General features: G+C 62.5%; 5 protein-coding genes. 2 read left to right on the plus strand and 3 right to left on the minus strand.

Translation table 11 applies throughout. The features are described from left to right. The 3 genes from VFA16_RS09145 to VFA16_RS09155 form a co-directional block, all read right to left on the minus strand. The coding region (locus tag VFA16_RS09145; protein WP_324967504.1) for an AAA family ATPase at positions 1-1,614 on the minus strand (1,614 nt) is incomplete at its 3' end. Further along, positions 1,611-4,781 (minus strand): AAA family ATPase, encoded by a 3,171-nt coding sequence (locus VFA16_RS09150; protein WP_324967505.1) that lies wholly within the window; start codon positions 4,779-4,781, stop codon positions 1,611-1,613. The genes VFA16_RS09145 and VFA16_RS09150, both read right to left, overlap by 4 nt. Beyond that, a complete protein-coding gene (locus tag VFA16_RS09155; RefSeq protein ID WP_324967506.1) occupies positions 4,778-4,921 on the minus strand; it encodes a hypothetical protein in 144 nt (47 codons plus the stop codon). The genes VFA16_RS09150 and VFA16_RS09155 overlap by 4 nt, the downstream gene beginning before the upstream one ends. 293 nt (positions 4,922-5,214) lie before the next feature. Here VFA16_RS09155 and VFA16_RS09160 point away from each other — a divergent pair, with 293 nt between their 5' ends. Both VFA16_RS09160 and VFA16_RS09165 read left to right on the plus strand, forming a co-directional pair. Next, positions 5,215-6,465 carry a cytochrome P450 gene (locus VFA16_RS09160; RefSeq protein WP_324967507.1) on the plus strand — a complete coding sequence of 417 codons (1,251 nt, stop codon included), beginning with the start codon at positions 5,215-5,217 and terminating at the stop codon, positions 6,463-6,465. A 93-nt stretch (positions 6,466-6,558) separates the two neighbouring features. Continuing rightward, positions 6,559-6,876: ATP-binding cassette domain-containing protein (locus VFA16_RS09165; protein WP_414687674.1), on the plus strand; the 318-nt coding region annotated here is incomplete at its 3' end.

Raw genomic sequence — 6,876 nt, forward strand, 5'->3', positions numbered from 1 at the left:
CGCTCCGAATTTCAGACCGATCACCGCGGCGGCGTTCAGTGTGCGTTTGGCGGATGTGTCGAGTCGGTCGATACGCGCGGCGATGGCGGCCTGCAGGCTGGCTGGTACGTGCAGCTCGGCGACCCCACCCGTGCACCGATATGCACCACGATCACCGGAGAGAACACCTCGGTCGGCAAGGTCGTGCACGATCTGCTCGGCGAAAAACGGGTTCCCGCCCGCCTTTTCCGCGATTTGGTTAGCCAGTCCGGAAATCGAGGGATGCGGTCCGAGCAGTTCTTCGATCAACACCGAAGTTTGCGAGTCATCCAGTGGAGCAAGCGCAATCGTTTGGGCGCCCGGCGCCCCGTTAAGCGCACCACGGTATTCGGGCCGGTAGGTGATCAACACCAGCGAATAGGTTCGAGGAATCACCGCCAGGAAATCAGCCAGCATCGCTTCGCTGGCCGGGTCAATCCAGTGCACGTCCTCGACGACATAAACCCGCGGTGTCAAGCGGGCCAGCGCAGCGGTATTCAGCAGCGCAGTCAGCCGTCGCCGCCGAGCATCAGGCGCGATATCGGGCAGCTCGACCGCGGGATCGCGGATGCCGAGGAGGTCGTCGAGGATCACAAGGTCAACGGAATCCGCGTCCCGTAGTTGGGCCCGAACTTGGTTCCGCGCCGTCAGATCGTCGTGACCCTCTGTCCCCAACACCGCCCGCAGGAGTCGTGTCACCGGATGGAAAGCGATCTCGCTGGTATGAGACTCGCAGTATGTCGAAAAGACTGGCACACCACGGCTAGCTGCAAGTGAAGTTGTCTCCGTGACGATGCGCGTTTTGCCAATGCCTGGCGGTCCGACTACGCACGCCACACAGCCGTAGCCCTTTATCGACCGATCCAGCATTGCGGTCAGGGCGGCGAGTTCCCACTCGCGGCCCACCAGGGTCAAGGCATGAGGACCGATGCGTCCTCGAAGTGCCGCCAACCCGACGAGACTGCGTGCAGGAACCGGATCCGCGGCGCCCTTGATACGCACCGATTGCGGTTCGCCCAGTACAGTGGCGTTCTCGACGAGCCGTGCGGTTGACTCACTGAGCATCACACCACCGGGTGGTGCCACTGACTCCATGCGCTGAGCCATCCCGACCTGCTGGCCAATTGCAGTGTAACCCAAAGCAATCGAACCGATCTCGCCAGCGATCACTTCGCCGGAGTTCAGCCCGATCCGCAGCTGCAGATCGACGGCATCTTTAGCCTTCACCTCCACGGCAAGGCGCTTGGCTTCTTCCTGAGTGGCCAACGCGGCCAAGCACGCACGGAAGGCGTGATCCTCCAAAGCTCTTGGCGCCCCGAATACCGCCATGATTCCGTCGCCGGTGAACTTGTCGACGGTACCGCCGTAGCGGCGCACCACCGCTGATGCGCACTCGACCAGCTGCGTCATGATCTCCCGCAGCCGCTCCGCACCAACCGCGGCCGCGATGTCCATCGATCGCACCACGTCGGCGAACAACACCGTCACCTGCTTGTACTCGGCGGGGCGATGGGCCAACGCGACGGGCGTGCCACACTTGAAACAGAACTCGGCATCCTGCGGCAACTCGGTGGCACACGCCGCACACGCGATCATGTCATCGCCTCCGCCAGCGCCATGTGCCTCTCATAACCAACGTCGTTAGCCATCTTTCGGTAGCGTGCGGCGAATTGTCGGTATGCACCTTCATCACCGTGAGCCCGGGCCAACAGCGCGCGCAGCCGCACCAGCATGATGTCGCGCATGACTAACCCGTCATCCGCGGGCGCAGCGGCCAGCCGGTCAATCGCGGCGCGAGCCTCCTGCAGGTCGCCATCACCGCCACGGGCCAGCAGCATCTCGACCAGAATGGCGGTAGCAGGAATGCACCAGGACAGCTGCAGGTGACTAAACAAATCTTGTAAGGCGCTGCGCGACCTGCTTATAGCCTGGTCGAGGTTTGCATACCTGGCCATCTCCCGAGCGACGTACACGTCAGTAACCGCCAATTGGACCATGTAGAACCGCCCTTGCATACACATGTCGCGGACCTGGTCCAGTACTTGAAGTCCGCGCCGACGGTCGTCTGCGGATTCCCGATGCAGGAGCGCAATACCCATCGTCAATCGCACAAGTCCGAGCGCGATGTCGTTGACCGATCCCTCGGCTACCCGCAGTGCATCGCCGATCTCGCTCACCGCACGGTCGTCGGCGACCGCCACCCCACACGGTATCGCCGGAACGTACTTGTAGGAGACGACAATTGCATGCGACATGGAGTCGCTCGCCCGCGCCATCACCAGGGCATTATCGAAGTCTTCGCGCCACCCTGACCGTCCCAAGCGATACCTTGCACTGCCTCGCGATGCCAGTGCCGTTGCTAATGGCGATCCGATGATGAAGTCACCCTTGGCAAAGTCGCCCTCGGCCAGACCGATGACGGCCTCTGACCACCGCAAGATGTCAGCCATCTCACCGGTTTCGTACTTGACGGCGATAGGCCCAAGCGACACCCCAACGGTGAGCGTCGGATCGGCGATCGACTCGAGCAGGGCCATCTGTTCGGCGACCAGCCGCGAGGCTTCAGTAACGCGGGCAGCCATCATGTGCTCGTTCACCAGTCCGCTCATACCGATGGCCAGGGACGCTTTGTCGCCCGCCGCGGTACACAATTCGCGTAGTTCCTCGAAACGCCGCGAGACATCGGCATCCCCACCTCGATAGGCGTTGGCGCACAACAGTGTGCGAGGGGCGATGCGGATCGCAAGGACGTCGGGATCGCTGGCCAGCGAATCGGCTAGTTGACATGCTCGCTCCCAATTCACCCAAGCTGCCGTTATATCGCGGTTGGTTGACCAAGCACCCGCCCGCATGTGCCACTCATAGGCAGTACGCAGGTCGCCGGCGGCCTCCCAGTGCTCGGCGATCAATGCCGCGTTCGCGTCGGCTGCGGCCGGATCGTGCGCTTCGATGACGGCGGCAAGACGCCGATGCAGTGCAGCGCGGTCGGACTTGAGCTGCGACTCGTAGGCGACGGTGCGGATCAATGGGTGGTGGAAGGTGTATTCGGCGTTCGGGGTGAACTTGACCTGGTCGATCAGCTCAGCCGCGACCAGCTCGTCGAACACCGGATCGACGTTTAGATCTGCCAAAAGGTCAGCGCTGAACCGTGATCCGATAACCGATGCAGCACTGAGGGTCTGCTTGGCGGCGGGTTCCAGCCGGTCGATGCGGGCGGCGATGGTGGCCTGCAGGGTGGCCGGAACGCTGACGTCGTCCACTCCCGCGCAAAGCAGGTACTCGCCTCGCTTTCCCTGCAGGACACCGCGTTCGGCTAGGTCGCGCACGATCTCCTGGACGAAGAACGGATTCCCGCTAGCGCGCTCGGCGATGACCGTGGCCAGGTCGCCGACCGAGGGGTCTGGGCCGAGCAACTCGGCGACTAGTGCCGATGATTCCGAATCGCTCAGCGGGGCAAGCGCAATTGTCTGAGCCCCGGCCACCCGCGACAAAGCGCCGTGGTATTCCGGTCGGTAAGTGATCACGACCAGAGACGGGGTTTGCGAGATCACCGCCATGAAGTCGGCAAGCATCGACTCGCTGACCTCGTCGATCCAGTGCGCGTCTTCGATGACATAAACCTCAGGCGACGTGCGGGCCAACGTCGCGGTGTTGGCGAGTGCCGTCAACCGTCGCCGTCGAGCGTCCGGGTCGATCTGGGGCAGTTCGACATCTGGATCGGCGATGCCGATCAGATCGTTGAACAGCAGCAAATCTTGTTCATCGGCGTCTGGCACTCGTGTCCTTGCCTGGGCGCGGGCGGCGTTGCCGTCGAGTTCGGCCACCCCAGTGGTGGCACGCAACAATTGCGCGACCACGTGGAACGGGATATCGCTCGTGTGGGACTCGCAGAAGGTGGTGAACACCGGGACATGGCGTTGTGTGGCCATTGCGGAAATTTCACGGACCAGGCGGCTCTTGCCTATCCCGGGCGGTCCGACCAGGCCCACGACACCGCCGTGACCGTCGATCGCCCGCGCCAAGATCGCGTCAACGGCTGTCATCTCCCAGAGGCGGCCAACCAAACTCGATTCCCCACGCGCACCCGGCTCGCGGTGGGCATCCACGCGCAGTAGACGACGGGTCTGCACGGGTTCATCGGCGCCTTTGATGCGCACCAGCTCTGGGTCAGCCAGCACCACCCGGTCGTCGACCAAACGCGTAGTGGATCCGCTGAGCATCACGCCGCCCGCTGGTGCGACGGACTCCATCCGTTGCGCCAGACCGACCTGCTCGCCGATCGCGGTGTAGCTGAATGGGTTAGATCCGAGTTCACCGGCAATCACCCGACCGGAATTCAGACCGATCCGCAACTGAAGGGCAACACCGTCGCTGCGCCAGACCTCGGCGGCGAGGTCCTGCGTCTGCTGCTGGATGTCCAACGCGGCCAAGCACGCACGGAAGGCGTGATCCTCCAAAGCTCTCGGTGCCCCGAATACCGCCATGATTCCGTCGCCGGTGAACTTGTCGACGGTACCGCCGTAGCGGCGCACCACCGCCGATGCGCACTCGACCAGATCCGCCATGATCTCCCGCAGCCGCTCCGCACCAACCGCGGCCGCGATGTCCATCGATCGCACCACATCGGCGAACAACACCGTCACCTGCTTGTACTCGGCAGGTGCCGGGGTCGTTGAAACTGCCGCACCGCACTCGTTACAGAATTTGGCTTTCGGCGGGAGTGCTGTGCCGCACGCGGCGCACTCCAATCCCGCGGCGGTCATGACGTCACCTCGACAATCGCCACCACGCGTGTCCCGCAGCGAATCGCCGACACGGCTTTGTCGAGCAGGTCGTCTATCGAGGCGTCACGTTCAACCTGGACATTGCTGTTCAGGGCTGAGCCGACGTCGCCGTCGCTCACGCGAATATGGTGTCACCGCGTGGCCCTCTATGCTGGGAAAACTCTGTGCACGTCCGGCACTCGCTATGGCGATTGTTCCGCTTGGCCAAGGCGCCAACCACCTCGAAGTACGGTGCCGAGGCGGACGTCATAAGAACGCACTCGAATGTGTGTTCGATACAGTAACTATGCTGGCCTAACGAAACGCATTCAAGACGCGGGCCACGGTCACATCTGCTGCACACCGGCCATTTTGTTTACCTCTGCCGAAGCGACGAGCGCTTACCATTTGTATAGCAACGCGGGGAGGCGGAGTGAGCGGACTCGAGAACCTCGATTTCTTCACCGACAAGTCACTCGTCGATGACCCGTACGAGTACTACGACGCGATCCGTCGTTGCCCAATATGGCGTGAGCCGGCGCACGGCGTGGTGATGGTGTCGGGATATGACGAGGCGGTCGCCGTCCAACGCGATCCCGACCAGATCTTATCGGTATGCAATATCGTCAGCGGTCCATGGTCGGGGATTCCGATCGAATCGGGCAGTGATGACGTCTCGGATGTGATCGAGCGGCACCGCCACAGGGTTACGTTCGGCAACTACTTCATCTCGTTTGATCCTCCGAAGCACACGGCGCACCGGTCACTCTTGAGCCGGTTGTTCACGCCGAAGCAGATAAAAAACAACGAGGACTTCTTGTGGCGTCTTGCCGACGAGCAACTGGACCGTTTCGTCGGGCAGGGCAAGTGCGAGATTGTCATTGACTACAATTTTCCGTTCACGCTGGACGCGATTACCGACCTGCTGGACGTCCCTGAGGCCGACCGTGAGCGCTTTCGCCGCGCTGCGAGAGCCAGCAGGCTCGAGGGCGATCGCAGCGGCTTCGTTGGCGTGAAAGAGGAGTGGTTCGTCGAGTACATCGAGGATCGCCGGCGCAAGCCGCGCGACGACGTCCTCACCGAGCTTGCGCTGGCAAAGTTTCCCGACGGCACGACACCCGACGCGCTTGACGTTGCCCGCGTTGCCACGTTCATGTTCGCCGCCGGCCACGGCACCACAATCGACCTGCTGAGTCTGGCGATGCTGATGCTGGCCGAACGACCGGACTTACAACAGCAGCTGCGCGAGGACCACTCAAAGATCACCGCCTTCATCGAGGAAATGCTGCGCTTCGAAAGCCCGATCAAATCGAACTTCCGCATGACGCGGCGCACCACCAGGATCGGCGACGTCGATGTGCCAGCAGGTACCAGCGTCCTGGTGATGAACGGTGCGGCAAACCGCGATCCACGACGGTTCGACGAGCCCAACGAATTCCGCCTCGGACGCCCAAACATTCTGCAGCACATCGCATTCGGCCGTGGTGTCCACACTTGTCCGGGCGCCCCGATCGCACGCGCAGAAGTACGTGTGAGCTTGGAACGCATCCTTGACCGAATGGCCGACATTCGGCTTTCAGAGGCCGAGCACGGTCCGCCAGGCAATCGTCGGCTCAAATGGGACCGCACGTTTCTGTTCAGGCGCCTCAAGGAATTGCACCTCGAGTTCACTCCGGTTAAGTGAGCCTTCCCATTGAAGACCGGTTCCAGCCCTGCTATCCGTGTCGAGGGTCTGACCAAACGGTTCGGCCGTGTTGTGGCCGTCGACGATCTGACGATGTCCGTCCCGCCGGGTGAGGTGTTCGGGTTCCTGGGCCCCAATGGCGCGGGAAAGTCGACGACGATTCGCCTGCTGCTCGGATTGATTCGCCCGACGGCAGGCAGTGCAGAGATATTCGGTTGCCCTGCGGGTGACGTCCGTCGATCCCATCGTCACATCGGATACGTGCCCGCTGATGTTGCGCTGTGGCCGGGACTGACAGGCGCCGAAATCCTTGAGCTGCTTGGCAGGGTAGGCCCCGGCGTCGATGCGGCCTACCGCGACGAGTTGGTCGACCGTTTCGATCTCGAACTCGACAAGCCGGCCAAGACCTAT

This window comes from Mycobacterium sp. (assembly GCF_035653355.1).
Taxonomy (GTDB): Bacteria; Actinomycetota; Actinomycetes; order Mycobacteriales; family Mycobacteriaceae; genus Mycobacterium.